This window comes from Acinetobacter lactucae (assembly GCF_013122135.1).
Lineage (GTDB): Bacteria > Pseudomonadota > Gammaproteobacteria > Pseudomonadales > Moraxellaceae > Acinetobacter > Acinetobacter lactucae.
Genome location: NZ_CP053391.1, coordinates 3,247,393 through 3,267,145 on the forward strand (window position 1 = coordinate 3,247,393; position 19,753 = coordinate 3,267,145).

The 19,753-nt window shown below is 40.3% G+C and carries 18 protein-coding genes and 4 tRNA genes; 4 read left to right on the forward strand and 18 right to left on the reverse strand.

The window, feature by feature from the left end:
* Positions 1-39: 39 nt before the first annotated feature.
* The gene (locus HLV59_RS15145; protein ID WP_171430304.1) at positions 40-573 is read right to left on the reverse strand and encodes an HPP family protein; all 534 of its coding nucleotides are present in this window, start codon (positions 571-573) and stop codon (positions 40-42) included.
* 98 nt (positions 574-671) lie between these two features.
* Here HLV59_RS15145 and HLV59_RS15150 point away from each other — a divergent pair, with 98 nt between their 5' ends.
* Both HLV59_RS15150 and HLV59_RS15155 read left to right on the forward strand, forming a co-directional pair.
* A complete protein-coding gene (locus HLV59_RS15150; RefSeq protein ID WP_171430305.1) occupies positions 672-1,220 on the forward strand; it encodes a TetR/AcrR family transcriptional regulator in 549 nt (182 codons plus the stop codon).
* A gap of 14 nt (positions 1,221-1,234) precedes the next feature.
* Positions 1,235-1,894, forward strand: a complete 660-nt coding sequence (locus tag HLV59_RS15155) for a VOC family protein (protein WP_031947437.1) — start codon at positions 1,235-1,237, stop codon at positions 1,892-1,894.
* Positions 1,895-1,980: 86 nt separating this feature from the next.
* On the opposite strand, the gene HLV59_RS15160 is transcribed toward HLV59_RS15155, so the two are convergent.
* The 3 genes from HLV59_RS15160 to HLV59_RS15170 all read right to left on the reverse strand — a co-directional run bounded on the left by HLV59_RS15160 (position 1,981) and on the right by HLV59_RS15170 (position 6,031).
* Positions 1,981-3,210: a CaiB/BaiF CoA transferase family protein gene (locus tag HLV59_RS15160; RefSeq protein ID WP_171430306.1), complete on the reverse strand. Its 1,230-nt coding sequence runs from the start codon at positions 3,208-3,210 to the stop codon at positions 1,981-1,983.
* Positions 3,211-3,261: 51 nt separating this feature from the next.
* Positions 3,262-4,584 (reverse strand): MFS transporter, encoded by a 1,323-nt coding sequence (locus HLV59_RS15165; protein WP_171430307.1) that lies wholly within the window; start codon positions 4,582-4,584, stop codon positions 3,262-3,264.
* 226 nt (positions 4,585-4,810) lie between these two features.
* Positions 4,811-6,031: an acyl-CoA dehydrogenase gene (locus tag HLV59_RS15170; RefSeq protein ID WP_171430308.1), complete on the reverse strand. Its 1,221-nt coding sequence runs from the start codon at positions 6,029-6,031 to the stop codon at positions 4,811-4,813.
* Between the two features lie 245 nt (positions 6,032-6,276).
* Between HLV59_RS15170 and HLV59_RS15175 the strand changes: the two genes are divergently transcribed.
* Positions 6,277-7,224 carry a LysR substrate-binding domain-containing protein gene (locus HLV59_RS15175; RefSeq protein ID WP_171430309.1) on the forward strand — a complete coding sequence of 316 codons (948 nt, stop codon included), beginning with the start codon at positions 6,277-6,279 and terminating at the stop codon, positions 7,222-7,224.
* A gap of 103 nt (positions 7,225-7,327) precedes the next feature.
* Here the strand turns inward: HLV59_RS15175 and HLV59_RS15180 are convergent, their stop codons facing one another.
* The gene (locus HLV59_RS15180) at positions 7,328-8,503 is read right to left on the reverse strand and encodes a zinc-binding dehydrogenase (protein WP_171430310.1); all 1,176 of its coding nucleotides are present in this window, start codon (positions 8,501-8,503) and stop codon (positions 7,328-7,330) included.
* Positions 8,504-8,903: 400 nt separating this feature from the next.
* Between HLV59_RS15180 and add the strand changes: the two genes are divergently transcribed.
* Positions 8,904-9,899, forward strand: coding sequence for an adenosine deaminase (add, locus tag HLV59_RS15185; RefSeq protein WP_171430311.1), 996 nt, complete (start codon positions 8,904-8,906; stop codon positions 9,897-9,899).
* Positions 9,900-10,334: 435 nt separating this feature from the next.
* Here add and HLV59_RS15190 read toward each other — a convergent pair.
* The 13 genes from HLV59_RS15190 to HLV59_RS15250 form a co-directional block, all read right to left on the reverse strand.
* A tRNA-Pro gene (locus HLV59_RS15190) sits at positions 10,335-10,411 on the reverse strand.
* Positions 10,412-10,415: 4 nt separating this feature from the next.
* A tRNA-His gene (locus HLV59_RS15195) sits at positions 10,416-10,491 on the reverse strand.
* A 33-nt stretch (positions 10,492-10,524) separates the two neighbouring features.
* A tRNA-Arg gene (locus tag HLV59_RS15200) sits at positions 10,525-10,601 on the reverse strand.
* A gap of 56 nt (positions 10,602-10,657) precedes the next feature.
* Positions 10,658-10,734, reverse strand: a tRNA-Pro gene (locus HLV59_RS15205).
* 142 nt (positions 10,735-10,876) lie between these two features.
* The gene (gene nadA, locus HLV59_RS15210) at positions 10,877-11,941 is read right to left on the reverse strand and encodes a quinolinate synthase NadA (RefSeq protein WP_002115913.1); all 1,065 of its coding nucleotides are present in this window, start codon (positions 11,939-11,941) and stop codon (positions 10,877-10,879) included.
* Between the two features lie 144 nt (positions 11,942-12,085).
* On the reverse strand, positions 12,086-13,306 hold the full coding sequence (argJ, locus tag HLV59_RS15215) for a bifunctional glutamate N-acetyltransferase/amino-acid acetyltransferase ArgJ (protein ID WP_171430312.1): 1,221 nt from the start codon (positions 13,304-13,306) through the stop codon (positions 12,086-12,088).
* A 133-nt stretch (positions 13,307-13,439) separates the two neighbouring features.
* Positions 13,440-13,919, reverse strand: a complete 480-nt coding sequence (locus tag HLV59_RS15220) for a methylated-DNA--[protein]-cysteine S-methyltransferase (protein WP_016144407.1) — start codon at positions 13,917-13,919, stop codon at positions 13,440-13,442.
* Between the two features lie 11 nt (positions 13,920-13,930).
* Positions 13,931-14,251, reverse strand: a complete 321-nt coding sequence (locus tag HLV59_RS15225; RefSeq protein ID WP_004703760.1) for a DMT family transporter — start codon at positions 14,249-14,251, stop codon at positions 13,931-13,933.
* Between the two features lie 149 nt (positions 14,252-14,400).
* Positions 14,401-15,393, reverse strand: a complete 993-nt coding sequence (locus HLV59_RS15230) for a cation transporter (protein ID WP_216606733.1) — start codon at positions 15,391-15,393, stop codon at positions 14,401-14,403.
* A gap of 28 nt (positions 15,394-15,421) precedes the next feature.
* Positions 15,422-16,177, reverse strand: a complete 756-nt coding sequence (locus HLV59_RS15235) for a copper resistance protein B (RefSeq protein WP_216606734.1) — start codon at positions 16,175-16,177, stop codon at positions 15,422-15,424.
* The gene (locus HLV59_RS15240; protein WP_171430313.1) at positions 16,164-18,098 is read right to left on the reverse strand and encodes a copper resistance system multicopper oxidase; all 1,935 of its coding nucleotides are present in this window, start codon (positions 18,096-18,098) and stop codon (positions 16,164-16,166) included. Before HLV59_RS15240 ends, HLV59_RS15235 begins: the two co-directional genes overlap by 14 nt.
* A 40-nt stretch (positions 18,099-18,138) precedes the next feature.
* Positions 18,139-18,534 carry a hypothetical protein gene (locus tag HLV59_RS15245; protein ID WP_031947425.1) on the reverse strand — a complete coding sequence of 132 codons (396 nt, stop codon included), beginning with the start codon at positions 18,532-18,534 and terminating at the stop codon, positions 18,139-18,141.
* A 103-nt stretch (positions 18,535-18,637) separates the two neighbouring features.
* Entirely contained in the window at positions 18,638-19,459 is an 822-nt protein-coding gene (locus HLV59_RS15250; protein ID WP_171430314.1) for a Cof-type HAD-IIB family hydrolase, read from the reverse strand.
* Positions 19,460-19,753 lie beyond the last annotated feature (294 nt).

Genomic DNA, 19,753 nt, shown 5'->3' on the forward strand with positions numbered 1-19,753 from the left:
CTTTTATTATTTTTAAGCTCAAAACACTTCATGCCATCCCTACTTTTTACTATTTAAAATTCCTAAACCATACATCGGCCACTTCGTACTCGCTTTAATATTATTAATCAGCATCGCCACCAAAACTAAAGACACTGCACCGACCAAAACAGGGAAAATTAAGAAACTCCACTCGTAATATATGCTGCTTGCAGTGAGTAAAATAACCAAAGGATTGGCCCCAGCAGGTGGATGAACACATTTAAAAACTTGCATGAGTGCTATTGCACAGCCCACTGAAAAAGCAATTGTAAAAATGGAAACACCGATAAATTTTAGAAAAAATAAACCAACAAAAGCCGAGATGAGATGCCCAAATATAATATTTCTGGGCTGTGCCAAAGGTGACTGCGACGCCGTATAAAGCAATACACAGGTTGCACCAAACGGTGCCATGATAAAAATATTGTGTGTGAGCTTGCTCAACCACAGAAGTATAAAAATACTGAGCGTACCCCCAACAAGGCTTCTCAAAATCTCAATTTTATTGGGCGAAGGAGCCAGTTTTTCTTTGCCATAAAAGATCGAGAACATGGTTTTATTCCTCTAACAAAAAGTTGCTTTTTAAAAAGCATATAGATAAAATTTCAAATAGTACAGATCTGTACTATTTAATTTTTTGGAAAAGTTTTATGTCAAAATCTGCCTTAAAAATATTAGATACAGCCGAGAAGTTATTTAATGAAAATAGTTTTGTCGGGGTTGGCGTCGACCTGATTCGCGATGAATCCGGCTGCTCTAAAACCACCATGTACACGTACTATAAAAATAAAAATCAACTGGTTAAATCTGTGCTCGTTGCACGTGATGAGCGATTCAAGCAAAGCCTTTTGAGTTATGTGGGAGAAGCAACGGGATTGGAAGCCATCAATAAGATTCTGGATTGGCATACCAACTGGTTTAGACAAGATTTTTTTAAAGGCTGTTTATTTGTAAGAGCTGTCGCTGAATCTAACCAAGATGATCAAGACATCATTTCTATTTCTAAAGCCCATAAACAATGGATTAAAGAGCTCATAGCAGCAAACTGTAATATGCCAAATGGTGAAGCTTTATCTGAGCTGATCTATACGGTGATTGAAGGGCTCATTAGCCGCTTTTTAGTCGATGGTTTCGATGAAACACTTGCGATAAACATGAAAAATTCTATTAATCAATTATTTAATATTCATAAACTTTAGCATGAGAACTTAAAATGGAAGTGGACCATATTTTTATTTGTGTACAATCAGGCGCTCCCGAAGCTGAAACTTTAAAAAAATTCGGTCTAACAGAAGGTTCATCCAATAATCACCCAGGTCAAGGTACAGAAAACAGACGCTTTTTCTTTAAAAACAGTTTTATCGAGTTAATCTTTTTAAATAATCAAGAAGAAGCCTCAAGCAATCTCACCAAACCAACTCTGCTTTTTGAACGACTCAGTGCTAAAGATAATATCGCATCCCCTTTTGGAATTTGCTTTAGACCTAAAAATAAAGATGATAACGTCGCAAAATTTCCTAATTGGGTTTATAAGCCAAGCTATTTGCCAACCAACTTAGAAGTAAATGTTGCCAAAGACTCTATTGTATCTGAGCCAATGTGGTTCTTCCTCTCATTTGCTTCACGACCAGATCTAGCCGCAAAAGAAAAACAACAACCTCTTGTACATAGCAAAGATTTATCAGAAATCACCGCGATTAAGGTTTCTATACCAAACCTAGAGCAGCACCCAACTTCATTACTGTTCAATTCGCTTGATGGTTTTGAAGTGACTGATGGATTAGAACATTTAATGGAAATTAGTTTTGATTATGAGCCTCAAGGAATGATTCATGATTTCAGACCAGAGCTGCCCCTTATTTTTAAATATTAAGAGTCTTATTTTTTAATAAAAAAACTGTGATTTATTGCAAATCACAATTTCCATTTAAATTGAATTACATTAAAAACGACAATAGCTTAAGCAATTTTCCCATCAATAATGCCTTTCTCTTTTAACTCAGCTAGCTCTTCTGCTGTTTTAAATCTCGATAAGATTTGAGCCGTATGTTCACCTAGCTCTGGCGGTGCGTGATGATATTCAACTGGAGTATCAGACAGCTTGATTGGTGAGCCAATCGTTTGGAAGTTTTCATTTAAACGATGAGGAATGTTCACCACTAAATTGCGATGTACGATTTGTGGTTCAGCCAAAGCATCTTCAATAGAGTTGATGACACCTACAGGCACTTTAAGTATATGAATCATGTCGACCCATTCTTTAGCAGTTTTCTGCAAAAAGTGCTCCGATAATAAAGGAATCAGTTTATCTCGATACTTTACGCGGTCTTGGTTGCGTACAAAATTTTCATTTTCGAGTAGCTCTGGATAACCAATCGCCATGCACAAATCTTTAAACTGCTTGTCATTACCACAAGCAATAATAAATTCTTTATCTTTGGCCTTAAAAGTTTGGTACGGAACAATACTTGGATGTTGATTACCCATGCGCTGTGGTGCTTTACCTGAGGCTAAATAATTCATTCCCTGATTTGCCAGTGCTGCTACCTGCACATCAAGCAGTGACATATCAATATATTGACCGCGTCCCGTGTGCGACCGTGCAATCAAGGCAGCTTGAATAGCAATAGTTGAATACAACCCCGTTTGAATATCGACAACAGCCACACCAACTTTTTGTGCACCACCACCTGCCACATCATCGGGCTCACCAGTAATGCTCATTAAGCCAGACATACCCTGAATAATAAAATCATAACCGGGTTCTTCTGCACGTGGGCCATCTTGTCCAAAACCCGTAATCGAGCAATACACAATATTTGGGTTCAACTCGCTTAATGAAGCATAGTCCAAGCCATATTTAGCCAAAGACCCTGTCTTATAATTTTCAATCACCACATCGGCAGTTTTGGCAATTTCATAAATTAAGGCCTGACCTTCGGGTGTAGTAATGTCCACCGCAACCGAATATTTATTTCGGTTGGTACACTGAAAATAGCCAGATTCACGGGTCATGTTTCCATCTTGATCGGGCATCCATGGTGGTCCCCACATGCGGGTGTCATCACCGACTCGAGGACGTTCAATTTTAATGACTTCTGCGCCAAGGTCTGCCAAGATTTGTCCACACCACGGCCCTGCAAGTACACGACTTAAATCTAAAACTCGAATTCCTTGTAATGCACCCATAACGCTACCCTTATCTTTGAGAAGGCGCTCAAAGCACCTTCTTGTCATTGTTTATGATTGTTTTTGCGGATCGTACTGACGATCTTTAATAAATAAGCCTGGCAATACACCTGCAACAAAATACGCAGCGCCCATCACAATAAAAGCCATGGTAAACGTACCACCCGATGCCAAGAAACCAATCGTGGCTGGTGCAATAGCTGCCCCGACACGACCAATGTTATAGGCACCACCAATCGCTGTTCCGCGTACATCGGTTGAAAAACTTTCAGCCATATAAGTCGCGTTCACACCGTATGGGATGCCATATAAGAAGCCAAAAGTGATCAATAAATACAGAATATTGTCAGGGGTATTGAAGAAAATAATGATTGGCAAAAACACAGCGCTGGCAATTGTTCCAAACACAAAAACAGCACGGCGGTTAAATTTGTCCGCAAGATACCCCGCTAAAATTTTGCCTAGAATCATTGCAGTATATGAACCCACCATATAACTGGTTAAGTTTTTAAAGTTCATATGTACTTCTGTTTCTAAATAACTTGGCATCCAGTTGTTAATGCCGTAATAACCAAACTGCAAGAAGAATGCTGTGGTCATCCACAACAAAAACATTTTACGGTGCTTAAAGTTATTAAAAATTTGCTTATAAATACTGCCACTTTTAGGCTTTTCAGCCACGACCATTTCTTTCGGTGGTCTGTTGCCTTGTAAGCTTTCAATTTTAGTGAGCTGCCAAGATTTTGGCTCCGGCACAAATCGTTGCAGGAAAATATTAACGAAAGCAGGCACTACAGTCAGGAAGAATAAAACACGCCAGCCATGATCTGGAATAATCGCGCCAGCTAAGAGTGTCGCTGCAATATAACCTACGGTTTGCCCTGTCTGTAGCGTGCCCAATACTGTTGTACGGTAAGTGGTTGGCACATATTCAGCCATTAAGGTATTACAAGCCATATAAAGTGCTCCGATTCCCAAAGCACCAATAAAACGTAAAGCCATAAATTGCTCGAAGCTTTGCGTAAAGCCTAACAAACAAGTCGCTACCGAAAAGAAGGTTACCGAGTTCGCAATGGTTCTTACACGGCCAAACTTGTCACATGCCCAACCACCCAAAATACCGCCAATACCCATACCCGCCAAAGAGGCACTGCCTAAGGCACCCGCTTGAAAGGTACTTAAACCAAACTCTGCCTTTAAACTGGTCAAACTATAAGACAGCAGCATAATATCAATGCCATCGACCACCATCGCAAAATAGGCAAATAACAATGCCCATTTCCATGTATTTGGTCCAATCTTTTCATATGTTCCAAGGTTACTTGGAAATGTAATTTTTAACTCTTTCGATATTACTTGAACATCATTGTTCATCTTTAGTTCCTCATTTTCCCAAATGAGTCATCGGTAGCCTACTTATGTTTTCTGTATGACTTAATCTTCTATATTTTCATCATCTTACATTTGGTTTTAAGTACACAGAGGCACATCTTTACATGAGTATCCTTACGATGAATCTTGTCATTATCCATAAATTTTTGCGTAAAAATCCCTAAAGGTGCTCTCGAAAGAACACCTCGATCTTTTAAAAATTAATGAGTTAGTTACTAAATGCCGCGATACCCGTTTGCGCACGACCTAAAATTAAGGCATGAACGTCATGTGTACCTTCATAGGTATTTACGACTTCAAGGTTAACCAAATGACGTGCTACACCAAACTCGTCACTAATACCGTTTCCACCCATCATGTCACGTGCCATGCGGGCAATATCAAGCGCCTTTCCACAGTTGTTACGCTTAATTAGAGATGTACCTTCAACTGAAGCAATGCCTTCATCTTTCATGCGGCCAAAACGTAAAGCCACTTGCAAACCTAATGCAATTTCAGTTTGCATATCTGCCAGTTTCTTTTGAATTAACTGATTTGCAGCCAACGGACGACCAAATTGTTTACGGTCCATGGTGTATTGATGTGCGGTATGCCAGCAGAACTCAGCAGCACCCATTGCACCCCATGCAATGCCATAGCGGGCGCTATTCAAACAGGTAAATGGGCCTTTTAAACCTCGAATTTCAAGGAATGCGTTCTCTTCAGGTACAAATACGTTATCCATTACGATTTCACCCGTAATCGATGCACGTAAACCAACCTTGCCATGAATGGCTGGTGCAGATAGACCTTCCCAGCCCTTTTCTAAAATGAAGCCTCGAATATCACCCACATTACCTTCAGCAGAAACTTCTTTTGCCCAGACGACAAATACGTCAGCAATTGGGCTATTGGTAATCCACATTTTTGCGCCCGTTAAGCGGTAACCACCGTCAACTTTTTTAGCACGGGTAATCATACTGCCCGGGTCTGAACCATGGTCTGGTTCAGTCAAACCAAAACAACCAATGTATTCACCTGTAGCTAGCTTAGGTAAGTACTTCTGCTTTTGCTCTTCGGTACCAAATTCATGAATCGGAACCATGACCAATGAGCTTTGCACACTCGCCATAGAGCGGTAGCCTGAATCGACATATTCAATTTCACGCGCAACCAGACCATAACTCACATAGTTCAAACCCGCGCCGCCATATTGCTCAGGGATGGTTGGACCAAGTAAGCCAAGCTCTCCCATTTCACGAAAAATGGAAGGATCTGTTTTTTCATGACGGAATTGTTCAAGTACACGTGGTTGCAAACGTTCTTGGCAATAGGCATGAGCCGCATCACGAATCATGCGCTCATCTTCGGTAAGCTGTTGTTCAATTAAAAATGGGTCTTGCCAGTTAAATTGAACTTTTGCTTTTTTTGTTGTCACCATGTGATTCATCGCATCCTCTGCTTGATTTGATCTTCTTTATTTAACTCGATGTTATGCGTGAAAAATGCAGTAATCAAACGATAAATGTTCATGCAGATATGCAACTTACGCATATTTAAAATGAGTCACGTTAAATTTAACTATTTAATTCGTTGTATTTCATTAAAAATGGCTTATTTTTATACTAAACTTTGATATCTGCATTTAGGTCATATGCTGTTTTGAAATATGACGACAAATAAAAGGATTTATTTATGCGAAGAAGTATCCCGTCCATTCAGGGCCTGATTTGCTTTGAAAGTGCAGCAAAACATCTAAGTTATACCTATGCTGCCCAAGAGCTATGCATTACTCAAAGTGCAGTTTCGCGCCAAATTCAGCAGTTAGAAGATTTCTTGGGTGTCGAACTTTTTATACGTACTCGGCATGGCGTCGAGCTGACCATTGCAGGTCAGCAGTATTTTAAAAGTATTAAGCCCTATTTATTAGGTTTAGAGAAATGTACGGCCGATGTGATTTCTCACAAAGGTTTAGGTGGAACATTAAAGTTAGGTGTTGTTCCTACCTTTGCAACGCGCTGGCTGTTACCTAAACTTCATCTTTTAAATCAAAAATATCCTGAAATTACCGTTCATTTAGAAACCAGTACCAAGCCCTTTTTATTTAATGACAATATTTTTGATGCCGCTATTTTTGCAGGTACGCAGCAACAAATTGACCATTGGCCCGGCATACAAGCACACTATTTAATGGATGAAGAAATTGTACCTGTGTGCTCACCAAGACTCATCGAAAAGTATTTTCCAGATGCTGTGATGATCAATGAAAATACCTATGATCTAAGCTCGGAAGATTTGCTGAAAATTCCCCTACTACAACAAACCACTCGGCCTAGCATTTGGCAAGAATGGTTTTTGACTCATCACATGCAGCACCCGAAACCTTTTGATGGACAACGCCATGAGTTATTTTCAATGCTTGCAGTTGCTGCCAGTCACGACATGGGAATGGCTCTAATTCCGCAAATGTTGATTGAATCTGAACTACAAAAAAAAGAACTGGTGATTGTTTCCAATAAAAAACTAAAAGGCAGCCGAAAGTACTATCTCATTCACTCAAGCCAAGATGTATCACCGACTATTCAAAAATTTGTTGAGTGGATTTACCAAGAACTAGAACAACTAAAGACCAATACAAATTAGCCCACCGAGTTTGATTTATGCCATATATTGCGTTCTATACGCATAAAAAAAGATTGTGATTGATGAGATCACAACCTTTTAGTTAAGCATAAATATCTTTGAATTAATGACTCATCAATTGAATATCAGAACCGCTACGTTTAGGGTCAATCAAGATTTTGGCATGCTGTTCAGGGTCACGTAATGCTTGAAATGCATTGGTAACACCTTCTAAGCCGACAACACCAGTAATGAGCGGTGAGCAGTTCACTTTACCTTCTGCAATCATATGCAGCGCATCTCTAAACTCAAGCGGTGTATAGCCTAACACAAACTGAATTTCTAGCTCTTTATTAATCGCAAGTGCTGGTTCTATTTTGTCACTTTGCATACACACACCCACCCCGACAATTCGGGAAAACAAAGGTGCACCTTCAATAATTTGCTGCAAAACACCCGGTACGCCCACACACTCAAAAATAACAGGACGTTTTGGCAGAGCGCCCAATTTATCAATCATACGCCATCCATGCCACCACGGTAAGCGAGTCGCTTGTAACTTATCAAACAGCCCCATACCCATATTAATCGCGTCAGAAACATTGCCAAGTAAACCAAACTCTTTCCAGTTAGCAAATGGCGATGTTTCTTTAGGGTCTACCACAATATCGGCACCGCATTGCTCGGCAAGCTTACGTCGGTTTGGAGAAAAGTCACTGGCAACTACGGTTTTAACCCCAGCAGCTTTAAGCATTAATATGACACCTAACCCGACAGGACCACAGCCAATTACAATCACAGGCTCACCGGTTTTCACACGGCTACGGCGAACGGCATGCAATGCAACCGCCATAGGTTCAGTCATGGCAGCACTATCTGCATCTAAGCCATTCGGTACTTCAAACATCAAGCTCGACTGAGCCAGTACTTGCTCGGCATAACCACCAGATGCATTTGGAGAAAGCCCTGTAGATAAATAACCATGCTGATCCACATTTAAAAGCGGCATTGCGCAAACAAGTGTATCGGCTTTAAATTTATGACGTGTTTTTGGGCCGTAGTCTAAAACCTTGCCACAGAACTCATGTCCCAATACAAATGGGTCTGTAGACTTCGCTAAACCATTAAATCCAACACGTGCAGCCAAATCATGCATGTGGTCACAGTGGTGCTGCATATGTAAATCAGAACCACAGATCCCGCATCGCACCACTTCCAATAACACCTGCCCTTTTGCAGGCGTTAAGTTCGGTTGGTCCACGACTTGCAATGTTGCTTGATGACAAAGTACCGACTTCATTTGAGCGCTTCCTATTTCTTCTTTTTCATTTACTTGCCAGAAATAGATTTCTACAGATAAATTAATCGCTTTATCAGTTTGGTCTTTAGCAAGCCTTTATTCATCTTTACAAGTAAAAGGCAAAATACCAATGACCATTCTTCAGCCAATCCACTCTTGACGAGTCAACAAAACAGGCTCAGCGAAATTAAAAACAATAAAAACCTTGATGCTTGTATCTTACACAGACTGCGTTATCTTCGTAGGCCAGAACAATGTCATCAAAATTAAAACTTATACAAATATAGTAAGTTCAAAAAACTCAACTCAACGCTTTTCACAAAAACATAGCAAATCCAAACTTTTATCAGCAGTCTTAAACAGGCATGATGAATTAGTAGCAACAGATAAGAAGAAATTTATGATTACAAAAACGCTCCCTCTTACAGATATACACCGTCATCTTGATGGCAACATCCGCATTCAAACCATTTTAGAATTGGGGCAAAAATACAATTTAGATTTGCCTGCTTACGACATTGAATCTTTACGACCACACGTACAAGTGATGGATAACCAACCCGACTTATTAAGTTTTTTATCGAAGCTGGATTGGGGCGTAAAAGTATTAGCAAGTTTAGATGCCTGCAAACGTATTGCATTTGAAAACATGCAAGACGCTGCCCAACAAGGGCTAGACTATGTAGAGCTGCGTTTTTCACCGGGTTATATGGGAATGACACATCAACTTCCCCTTGAAGGTGTTGTTGAAGCAGTTATTGCTGGTGTGAAAGAAGGCAGTCAAGCTTACGGGGTAAAAGCGAATTTAATTGGCATTATGAGTCGTACTTTTGGCCAAGAAGCCTGCGAAAAAGAATTAAATGCCCTACTTGCCTATAAAAATGATATTAAAGCATTGGATCTCGCTGGAGATGAGCTTGGTTTTCCGGGCAATTTATTTATTGAACACTTTAAAGAGGCGCGTGATGCAGGTTGGCACATTACGGTACATGCAGGAGAAGCTGCTGGCCCAGAAAGTATTTGGCAAGCCATTGAAGAATTAGGCGCTGAACGAATTGGACATGGTGTTAAAGCAGTTCAGGATTTAAGACTTTTAGATTATTTGGCCAAACACCAGATTGGTATTGAATCTTGTCTCACCTCAAATATTCAAACTAACACAGTGCCTTCTTTAGCAGAGCACCCATTAAAGACATTTTTAGAACATGGTGTGCTTGCCACTATTAATACAGATGACCCTGCGGTAGAAGGCATTGAAATACAGCATGAATATTTAACTGTTGCCCCATTAGCAGGTTTAAGTCCTGAGCAAATTTATACAGCTCAAGAAAATGGACTTAAAATCGCATTTTTATCAGAACAAGAAAAAGATGAGTTAAGACAGAAATATCAATAGCAGAGAACAGAGAACAGAGAACAGAGAACAGAGAACAGAGAACAGAGAACAGAGAACAGAGAACAGAGAACAGAGAACAGAGAACAGAGAACAGAGAACAGAGAACAGAGAACAGAGAACAGAGAACAGAGAACAGAGAACAGAGAACAGAGAACAGAGAACAGAGAACAGAGAACAGAGAACAGAGAACAGAGAACAGAGAACAGAGAACAGAGAACAGAGAACAGAGAACAGAGAACAGAGAACAGAGAACAGAGAACAGAGAACAGAGAACAGAGAACAGAGAACAGAGCTTATATAAATAAGTTCAGATATTGGAGCAATTTGGAATAAAAATTTTATTATAGAAAACAAAAAAATTCCTTCTATCTATAAGATAAGAAGAAATGATTTTAATATATGGGATATTTTAGAAAGCTTAAACGCTTTTAAATATGGTCGGAGCAGTAGGATTCGAACCTACGACCCCCTGGTCCCAAACCAGGTGCACTACCAGGCTGTGCTATGCTCCGAAATTGGGGTGAATGACGGGATTCGAACCCGCGACAACTGGAATCACAATCCAGGGCTCTACCAACTGAGCTACATCCACCATCAAATAAGTTCTATGTACCAAGCTACCGAATGGCGCGCCTGACAGGATTCGAACCTGTGACCATCCGCTTAGAAGGCGGATGCTCTATCCAACTGAGCTACAGGCGCTTAACCGATGATGCTTATCATGCGATACTTCGCCGATCTTAAAATAATATTTTAAGTGGTCGGAGCAGTAGGATTCGAACCTACGACCCCCTGGTCCCAAACCAGGTGCACTACCAGGCTGTGCTATGCTCCGATCTATCTCAGCTTTTGCTGTATCGCACATCGTGCGGTACGGTGTGCATTCTAGGCGCGACGCCCTCAGACGTCAACACCTATTCTCAAAAAAAGTTAAAAATCCTTATCAAATGTATATTTAACAAGCATTTTGAGGTTTTTTAACGTTTTAACGATGCGCTAAAGGCTAACATTCGATCTAAAGGCATTTTGGCACGTTCAGCAAGCGCTGGATCAACGTGTATTTCCTGATCACCTTTTTGTAAAACTTCTAAAATTCCGTCGAGTTCATTCATTGCCATCCACGGACAGTGAGCACATGAACGACAAGTTGCCCCCTCACCCGCTGTTGGTGCCTCAACTAAAATCTTATTAGGCACCGCTTGCTGCATTTTGTAGAAAATACCGCGGTCTGTTGCCACAATGAGTCTTTCATTTGGTAGAGTCTGCGCAGCTTTAATCAGTTGAGAAGTACTACCTACCGCATCGGCAATTTCTACAACCGACTCTGGTGACTCCGGATGTACTAATACCGCAGCGTCTGGGTATAGTGCTTTCATGTTGGCAATGCCACGTGCACGGAATTCTTCATGCACAATACATGCGCCATCCCAAAGCAACATATCCGCACCAGTTTTCTTTTGAATATAGCGACCTAAGTGCTGATCTGGTGCCCAAATAATTTTTTCGCCTAAGCTATCTAGATGCTCAACAATTTCTACAGCACAGCTTGAAGTTACCACCCAATCTGCACGTGCCTTAACAGCAGCCGATGTATTGGCATAAACAACTACAGTGTGGTCTGGGTGCTGATCACAAAATGCTGTGAACTCGTCAACTGGACAGCCCAAGTCGAGTGAACAGGTTGCTTCAAGTGTCGGCATTAAAATTGTTTTTTCAGGAGACAGAATTTTAGCCGTTTCTCCCATAAACTTAACACCAGCCACAACCAGTGTAGAGGCTGCATGATCTCGTCCGAAACGAGCCATTTCTAAAGAGTCAGAAACGCATCCACCTGTTTTTTCGGCAAGCTCCTGTACTTCAGGGTCGCAATAGTAATGAGCAACAAGGACAGCATCACGTTTTTTGAGCTCTGCTTCGATCTGTGCAAACTTTTGTTGTTTTGCTTCTTCACTTAAGCGATTGTCTTTTGGCTCACCTAAACGGTCTAAATGCGCTTGTACAATGTTTTTTGCATCGTTGGCAATTAAAGTCGCATCACTCATAAAACGTCTTCTCTATCCTTCATGCTGGCATACCTGCTCGCATATAACGTTACTGCTTAAATGATTTATGGATTGAATCATTTAATATCAAAAGATGGGGCTAATAAAAAAGCCTCTTTGTCGAGGCTTGATTATAACTGATATTTAAGAACGGTAATCAGCATTAATTTTGACATAGTCGTAAGATAAGTCACAGGTATATACCGTGTCTTTGGCCTGACCACGCCCTAAATCAACACGAATGGTAATTTCGGTTTGAGCCATAACACGCGCGCCCGCTTCTTCGGTATAGTCCTCAGCTGCGCCGCCGTCTTTACAGATTTGTACGTCGTCTAACCACACTTGAATTTTAGATACGTCTAGGTCTTTAACACCTGCATAGCCAATCGCAGCTAAAATACGTCCCCAGTTCGGGTCCGATGCAAAAAGCGCAGTTTTGACAAGTGGTGAATGCGCAATGCTATAAGCAATGTCACAGCATTCTTGAGTATTTGCGCCGCCTTCTACAGCAACAGTAATAAATTTCGTCGCACCTTCACCATCACGGACAATTAACTGTGCTAAACGATTCATTACACGAGCAAGTACTTCTAGCACTTTAGTGTAGCGTGCATCGTGGTCTGATGTAATTTCAGCGCCACCCGCCTGACCAGTTGCTACAAAAATACAAGAGTCATTTGTTGAGGTATCGCCATCAATCGTAATACGGTTAAATGAATGCTCAACCGTGGTCTTTAATAGCTTTTGTACTAAATCACGGCGAATAGGTGCGTCTGTTGCTACAAAGCTCAACATGGTTGCCATGTTTGGGCGGATCATTCCAGCGCCTTTACTAATACCTGTCATGGTATAGGTAATGCCATCAAGCTCAAATTGTTCAGATGCACCTTTAGGCACAGTGTCTGTCGTCATAATGCCAGATGCAGCATCGTTCCAAGCCGTATCTTGCAAAGTATTTAACGTCGGCTGCAACCCAGCAAGTAAACGCTCCATTGGAAGCTGTTCACCAATCACACCCGTAGAAAACGGAAGTACTTCAGAACTGTTAACTCCAGCAATCTCCGCTAATTTCGCACAAGTATCTTGAGCGTTTTTCAAACCCGTAGGCCCAGTTCCCGCATTGGCATTACCCGTATTAATCACTAAATAACGAGGATTACCTTCGGAAAGATGGGCTTTAGAAACATGAACAGGCGCTGCACAAAATGCATTTTGAGTAAATACACCAGCAACATTTGAGCCTTCTGCAAACTCAAAAATGACTAAATCTCGTCGGTTTTGGTAACGTACATATGCTTCTGTTGAGCCAATTTTTACACCTTTTACCACATGCATTTGTGGCATTGTTACGTCACCGACAGCCATTTTTAGAACATCCAAAGTTTGTTGAATAAGATCAATATTTCAAAAAAAGCGATGCAATGAAGCACCAGCCTTATGAAATATCATAATTGACAGCTTAGTAGAAAAGTCTAAAAAAATCGAGCGCAAAAACGGCTCATTGTTGCTCTAGTTTTAATAAAATATCTTTCTTATCAAGCCCGCCAGCAAAACCCACTAAAGCACCACCCGCACCAATGACTCGATGACAAGGTGCAATAATTGAAATCGGGTTTTTGCCATTTGCCGCTCCCACTGCTCTCACCGCTTTTTCATTTCCAATTTGAACAGCAATATCTTTATAACTTCTTGTTTCGCCATAAGGGATGGTCAGTAAAGCAGACCAAACCAGCTTTTGAAATGCGGTTCCTTCAAAATCTAGTGGCAATGTAAACTCACGGCGCTTACCTTCAAAATATTCTTCTAATTGTTGTTCGGTCTTTAATAAAACGGGATGTTCAAGTTGTTCGACCAGCTCGGCCAGCCGAACACGTTTTGGATTTTCATTGTCCCAAAGTACTGCCACCAAAGCATTTTCATTCGCAACCAGCTTTAATTGCCCAACAGGCGAATTGATATACTTATAAGACAGCAACATAGTTCATTCTCTTAGGACGGCGATGAAATTTTCATTAAAACCAAACCTGACACAATCAAGACAGCGGCAATCATTCGCATAGCACCAATAGGCTCATGAAGAAAGAAAATACCGACTAAAAATGACCCAATTGCGCCAATTCCTGTCCAAACCGTATAGGCAGTGCCAAGGGGTAACGTTTTCATTGAAATTGAAAGTAGAACTACACTCAAAATCATAAAAACTACGGTAATAATACTAGGGGTTAAACGGGTAAAACCTTCGGACATTTTCATAGAATATGCCCAAATGATTTCGAATACACCTGCTAAAATTAAAATAGCCCAAGCCATAACATTCACTAATTTTTATAGCGTCAGGTCGTCCCGACATGATGACCCATTATGGGGGAGGTCGTTCCTCCTTTATGTAAGAACTCAGTTTACTTTAAAATAAAAAATGAAGGCAAACCCTACTCGAAGTAAACCTGTCTTAGAGAATCTTATTCATTTTTTAACTGTAAAATTTTTCGTGCACCATTTAAAACAAACAAAACAATAATCAATCCAATAATCAAATCAGGATAACGAGAGCCTGTCATGGCAACCAATATTCCCGCGACAATCACACCTAAGTTTACGATGACATCATTTGCAGAAAAGATATAACTCGCCTTCATATGTGCCCCGCTCTCCTTATGGTCTCTCATTAAATAAAGACAACTAATGTTGGCCGCAAGAGCTAATCCGCCAATTAAAATCATGAGAATTGAAACTGGTTCACTGCCATAAATAAAACGGCGCAGTACATCAACTAACACAACCATGGCTAAGCCAAACTGCAACCAACCCGAAAGATGCGCAGCCCTTAATTGTGCATTTAGATTTTTACCTACCACAAATAAAGCAATGCCATAAATTGCAGCATCGGCAAACATATCAAGCGAGTCAGCAATTAAACCTGTCGATGAAGCAATAATGCCTGCCATCAACTCAATGACAAACATGACGCCATTAATCAGCAACAACCATTGTAAAACTTGCTTTTGTGCTGCATTTGAAGAACTGGCTCGTACCTTTTTTGGTTTTTCAACGGGTTCATAATGTGGCTGTGTTTGTTGTAGTTCGGCCCCTAGTCCTAAACGCTGTAGACTTTGAGTAATCATTTCAGCTTGAACACTGTGATAAATCGCCAAATGTCGTGCTGGCAAGTCAAAATGAAGCTCTTGAATATCGTCAGCGTAAGAGACCAAAGCCATCCGCACCATTTGCTCTTCGGCTGCACAATCCATGCGAGGAATATGATAATAACTTACCCATTGGCTGTTTTTACGCACAGCTTCACTAGGAGTGGAATACTCCTGAGACGGTACGCTTGAGCACCCGCAGCTAGAACTAGTTTTACTTAAATGTATTTGATTCTGTTGTTTTTCTAAAGCCATCTGTGCACCATAACTGACACAAAAAACAATGCCATTAGTATAAACCAATGGCATGTCATTAAGCTTAATTTTTGTTCGGCAATTAGAACTTAAGTGTTAACCCTGCTCCATAATACCAACCATGTTCAGAGTCGGTTCCAGTTTGCCAAGCCGTTTGTTTTAAACCTTTTTCATAGCCGTAACCCACATCAACAAATGGCATCACCTTTTTGTTGATTTCATAACGGGTTTGAAAACCAACTTGTAAACTTGATAAACCTGTTTTACTGGCATAGCGAGATTCATCTTGCAAAACAACATCTGCTTTTAAATAAGGTTTACCAATTAACTTTTGGGTAAAGAGTAAGTCTCTTTCCGTTTCTAAACTTAACTTCCATAGCTGGTCTTCACCTGCATAAAGATATGCATCGGTTTCAAAAAAGTAAGGTGCCATGCCATGTAAACCTACTACACCAGCCCAGCGATCTTGCTTGTTGTCTGCTCGCTGTAAACGCTCGTAGTTTACCCCAGCCTGTACATCCCAATAATCAGCTACATTTCGGCTATAAAGTACTGAACCACCGTAATTAGCATCTTCTGACTCGGCTTTATCAACATGGGCTTTAATGAATAATTTATTTTCATCCGTTCCCACCCAAGTTTCTAATTCAGAAGAAAAACCACCTTCTCCTTCTTCATTTTGAGTCCAGCCAGTATCAATTTTTGTTGCTTGATAGATCTGTCCACCATGTTCGCGTAAATGATCATGCGTTAAGGGCTCTTGTGCCAAAGCAAGAACTGATACACCAGAGAAAACACCGCAACATATCATTTGAGAAAATAACTTAGTGATGCGCATGACTAGCTCCTTTTTCATTTTCAGATTGAACAGGTGCTTGAGATACATCTACTGCTCCATCATTCACTTGAGCCACAATCAACTTATTCATCATCCCTGCACTCATGTGATAAAGCAGATGGCAATGAATCGCCCATTCTCCTAAAGCATCGGCTGTTAATAACGCAGTAACTGTCTTTCCTGGTGGAACAATAACGGTATGTTTATTTGGCAAGTTTTCAGCTTGCTGACCATTTTCCAATTGCATGAACATGCCATGTAAATGCATTGGATGAGCCATCATGCTGTCATTCACGAACTTCAAGCGAATACGCTCGCCATACTTAACTTGCAATGGCTCAGCTTCGCTAAATTTCTTGCCATTAATGGTCCAGATATAACGCTCCATGTTGCCGCCTAAACGAATAACAAGCTCTCGTTCTGGCGCACGTGTGTCTGGCTGAGGTGTTAAAGATTGCAAATCACTATATTGCAGCGCTTTCATACCCTCTGGTGTCGAAGCATTTGCCCAGCCATAAACAGGCTCATCTTTTTTAGTTTTATTCTCAGATTGCGCAGGCATCTCATGCTTCATATTCACCATAGCGTGGTCATGCTTGCTCGATGGCATTGCCTGCATATCATGTTTCATTTCAGGCATTGCTGACATGTCATGCTTCATTTGCATCATAGAATGATTATGTTCTTCAGATGACATATTTTTCATGTCATGGCTCATGTTCATCATTGTGTGATCATGATTAGTCTGGCTCTCTTCTTTTTTCATTTCAGGCATAGCCGACATGTCGTGTTGCATGTTCATTTGATGTCCAGCATGTTCATCACTCGCCCCATTGCCATGACTCATGCCCATATCGTCCATGGTTAGCAAAGAACGTGGACGTGGCTGCGGCATTTGAACTGGCCCCACAGCTTGCGTATTTTCATTGTGCAAAGTACCGATAGCGAAACCACTGCGGTCAATAGACTCTGCTTCAATCTGATAATTTGGCTGTTTAGGTTCAACAATCACATCGTAAGTTTCGGCTGTACCAATACGAAACTCATCAATTGCCACAGGTTTAACTGGCTGTCCGTCTGCACTTACAACTGTCATTTTCAAATTTGGAATTCTGACATCAAAAAATGACATTGCCGATGCGTTAATAAATCGTAATCGAACCTTATCGCCCGCTTTAAAATTACCTGTCCAGTTTTGCTCTGGTGTCTTGCCGTTAACTAAGAAGGTATAGCCCGTCACATCAGACATATCAGTTTTTAACATCCGCATCTGATTCCACATCGAACGATCTTGCCAAGTTGCTTTTAAGCCTTGTGCTTTAACTTGCTTCCAGACATCAGATACAGTTTCACGGCGGTTTTGATAATATTCAGGAGATTTCTTCAAATTCTTCATAATACTATCGCTAGAAGAGTTATGAAAATCTGAAAGCATCACCACATAATCACGATCAGTTTTTTCATGAGCAGCTACGGGTATTTTCCCTTTCGGGTAAATCACCAGCGGCCCATATAAACCATCTTGCTCTTGGCCTTTACTATGGGCGTGATACCAATAGGTACCGTTTTGTTTCACCTTAAAACGGTAAACAAAATCTCCGTTTGGCGCGATTCCTTTAAAACCATTGAAACCAGGTACACCATCCATTAATCCTGGCAATAACAAACCATGCCAGTGTAAAGACGTGTCTTGATTCTTTAATTGATTATGAACATGGATCACAGCCTCATCTCCCTCCTCAAACTCAAGGAGTGGTGCTGTAAACTTGCCATTTACGGTAATTCGTTTGAGCGACTGACCCGTAATATTGACCTGTTGTTCATTAATATTAAGGTGATATTCCTTAATTGCTGCAAGCGTCCATGGTGAAACCAATAGACCAAATACAGCGACGAAGCTGCTAATTGTTTTATGAGGCATTGCTGTAATCCTTTGAACTAAAAAAATAAGTAAGAAAGGATTAAGCTTTTGGAGGACGTAAAATTTCTTGCCAGTATCCGGCTAAATGCTGAGCCTGATAAATACTGCTAAATTGAGACGAGATAGGAATGAATTGCGAGTCAATATCTGGTACAGCTTGCTGTAATGCCAAATTCACAATTTGACAATGGACTGGGTTACAGTCCTGACAATGTTCACCATGCGAATGAAGAGACTGTGTCATATTTTGATGACATGCAGTCTGATCATCTGTTTGAACATGCATATTCTTATGCGAAGTTTTGTCACTATGACACGGCATAGCATGAAGATCATGCTGCATAGGCGTCTGAGCAATAGACACACCACTCCACCCAATGACCAAAGTCATTAGGAACACAAACCAAGCATACTTGCGTAAGTGTTGTAGAGCCATTGTGGTTTATAGCCTAGAGCCGATGAATAATCTTAATTCCATTAGCATAACCAAGTTTTAAAACAGATACAATTTTCATTCTTAACTGTTTGTTTTTAAGTGATTAAGAAAATGGTGTTTGACGCTGGAGTACTAAATCTATCACCTTTAATGCACCTTCTTGTTCATTACTTACAGTTGCATAAGGAGCTACAGCTTTTAAAGCATCTACTGCATTTTCAACTGCAAACCCATACCCCACAGCTTTAATCATCTGAATATCATTATTGTTATCACCAATTGCGACTACCTGATCAGGTTCAACCTGCCATTTTTGTAGTAATAGCTTTAAACCATGGGCTTTATGTTGGTCTGGAAGAATCAAATCGATAAAATTAAAACCACTTGAAACAGGTACCAAAACTTTATCTGCTACAAAACTTTGCTTCTGAAAATGCTCAAAAATTGCAAAGCTCTCATTTTCCTGAGCCGTAAAAGTAATTTTGCACACTAAGTCATCTAGTGCATAAAAGTCCTCTACAACTGTCAGCTTTTCAAAATATCTCGCAACTTTGGCATAATCCTCTGCGTTCATACTGCTATGCACGTAAGCACTTTGTTTTCCACAGATCACCATTGTTGAGGTATACACGGGGTCAATCGTTTTTAAAATCTCAATGTATTGTTGCTGACTTAAATGAGCAAAAGCTAATTCTTGCCCAGCATTTACAACATGTGCGCCATTTTCTGCAATAAATGCAATCTCATGATTAATTTCTGGAAAATAGGTAACAAGTTTTGCAAGTTGATTACCACTGGCTACCACAAAATGAATATTATTTTGTTTTAGTTGTTCGTATTGTTTTAAAAAACGTGCTTTGTTGTACTGCTTTTTGGAATTAAGAAAAGTCCCATCCATATCTACCGCTAAAATTTTTACTGTCATTAATTATCAAGGTCTCTTACTAAAAACTTATTAAACCAAATTTAGCTTTATTTTTCATGACACTTTTACAGTTTTATACGTATGTATGCACAAAAAGTTTTACACAGAGCTGCATCGTTTTTTGCACAGGTTATTTTTTAGCAAAGCTTAATAAAAAACCAGCTAATAAATTATTCAACACGCATAAAAAAAGAACGCCAAAACGTTCTTTTTTCATCGTTTTTGTCTAGCGAATAAACGGTTGATCTAATTTTGTTTATTTTACCAACAACTTATCCATACGGTTATCAACAC